This window comes from Streptomyces sp. NPDC006265 (genome assembly GCF_040613555.1).
Classification (GTDB): Bacteria; Actinomycetota; Actinomycetes; order Streptomycetales; family Streptomycetaceae; genus Streptomyces.
Genome location: NZ_JBEXSH010001143.1, coordinates 1 through 2,335, shown reverse-complemented (window position 1 = coordinate 2,335; position 2,335 = coordinate 1). Strand labels below are relative to the sequence as shown.

The following is a 2,335-nucleotide window of genomic DNA, read 5'->3' as shown; positions in this document are numbered from 1 at the left end:
GAGGAGTGCACGGCCACATGCACCTCCGAAAAGTCCCGCTCCAGCCACTCCAGTTCGGTGTCGTCCAGGTCGACCACGGCCATCGCGCCGCCCCGCAGCCCGCTCAGCAGCCGGGCCCGTACGGCGATGACCCGCGCCCCGTCCGCCACGTCCAGCGCGCCCGCGCACACGGCCGCCGCCACCTCGCCCATGGAGTGGCCGACCACGCCGACGGGCTCGACACCGTGGGAACGCCACAGCTCGGCGAGTGCCAGCTGAAGGCCGAACAGCACCGGTTGGGCGACCTCCAGACGGTCGAGACCCTCACCCGAGGAGAGGTGGTCGTACAGGGACAGGCCGCACTCGGGGGCGAGCTGCGGGTCGAGCTTCTCGACGGCGGCGGCGAACGCGGGTTCCTCGGCCAGCAGCCGGCGCCCCATGCCGGGCCACTGACTTCCGTACCCGGAGAAGACCCACACAGGGCCGCGCCCCACGCGGTCGCGGTCCCCGGTCGTCACCCGTGCGTCCGGCCGCCCGGACGCCAACGCGTCCAGCGCGTCGGCCAGTTCGTCCCGGTCGCGGGCGACCACGGCGGCGCGCACGGGGCCCCGGCCCGTGCGCCCGGCCAGGGTCCGGGCCACGTCGGCGGGATGTGCGGCGGTGTCCCGCAGCCGGCCGGCCAGCCTGCCCGCCGTGTCACGGAGGCGGTCGCTGTCGAGGTCGGAGAGCAGGTGCAGGCGGGCGGCCGGTTCCTCGGCCGGTCGCACCGGGGCCAGGCCGGGCGGCCCCTCCTCCAGTACCACATGGGCGTTGGTGCCGCCGAAGCCGAACCCGGAGACGCCCGCGACGGCCGTGCCGCCGTAGCGCGGCCAGGGCTCGGGCTCGGTCACCACCCGCAGCCGGGCATCGGTGAGGGAACTGCCCCCCTCGCAGTGCAGGGACGGCGGGATGCCGTCGTGGTGCAGGGCCAGCACGGTCTTCACCAGGCCCGCGATGCCCGCCGCGGACTCCAGATGGCCGAGGTTGCCCTTGGCGGACCCCAGCAGCAGCGGCTGGTCGGGATCCCGTCCCGTGCCCAGCACCGCGCCGAGCGCACCCGCCTCGATCGGGTCGCCCAGCGGTGTGCCCGTGCCGTGCGCCTCCACGTAGTCGATGTGCTCTGCGGCGAGCCCGGCCTGCGTGTACGCCTTCTCCAGCAGGGCCAGTTGGGCGGCCGGGTTGGGCGCCATCAGGCCGTTGGAGCGGCCGTCGGAGTTGACGGCGCTGGCCCGGATGACGGCCAGTACGCGGTCGCCGTCCCGCTCGGCGTCGGACAGCCGCTTCAGGATCACCGCCGCGCAGCCCTCGCCGCGCCCGATGCCGTCGGCCCGCGCCGAGAACGGCTTGCACCGCCCGTCCGGGGCGAGGGCGCCCGCTCGGCGGAAGGCGACCGTGACGACCGGCGACAGCAGCAGGTTGACCCCGGCCGCGATCGCCGTGTCGCTCTCGCCCGTGCGCAGGCTGACGCAGGCGTGGTGCACGGCCACCAGCGAGGAGGAGCAGGCGGTGTCGACGGCCAGGCTCGGTCCCCGGGTGTCCAGGACATACGCGAGCCGTCCGGCGGCGACGCTGAGCGCGCCTCCCGCCGGTGCCCAGGGGTCGACGGCCGCCGGGTCGGCACCCGTCAACTGCCCGTACTCCGGTGCGGAGATGCCGACGAACACACCGGTGGCCGTGCCCGCCAGGGACCCGGCCGGCACGGCGGCATGGTCGAGCGCCTCGTGGACGACCTCCAGCAGGATCCGCTGCTGGGGGTCCATCACCGCGGCCTCGCGCGGGGTGATGCGGAAGAAGTCCGCGTCGAACCCGGCGATGTCGTCCAGATAGCCGCCGTAGGGGTGGGCGTCGGCGGGCGGGAACGCGGTGAAGTCGCGCCAGCGGTCATCCGGGACGCGCCGGATCGCGTCGACACCCTCGCTGAGCAGCCGCCAGTAGTCGTCCGGGCCGTGCACACCGCCGGGCAGGCGGCAGCCGACCCCGACGACCGCGACCGGCTCGGCCGCCCCGTCCGGCACCGCGGGACGCGGCACCGCAGCCACTTCGGCTCCCGGGGCGGGTGTCTCGCACAGCCGCGCCACCAGGGCCTTCCCGGTGGGCGTCTCCCACAGCAGCGTCGTCGGCAGCTCCCGGCCGGTGGCGCGGGACAGCTCGCCGGCCAGGGCGACGGCATCCCGCGAGGCCATGCCGAGGTCCGCGAGCGGCCGGTCCATCGGGACGTCGTCCGGGGGCGTGCCGTTCCAGGCGGCCACCCGCTCCGCGATCAGCCGGCGCAGCGCGGCCTCGTCGACGGACCTCATCCCGCGGCACCCGCCCGGAC

General features: G+C 75.9%; 1 protein-coding gene. It reads right to left on the bottom strand.

Annotated features, from left to right (window positions below):
- The coding region (locus ABZ281_RS46285; RefSeq protein WP_356664509.1) for a beta-ketoacyl synthase N-terminal-like domain-containing protein at nucleotides 1-2,315 on the bottom strand (2,315 nt) is incomplete at its 3' end.
- Between the last annotated feature and the right edge of the window lie 20 nt (nucleotides 2,316-2,335).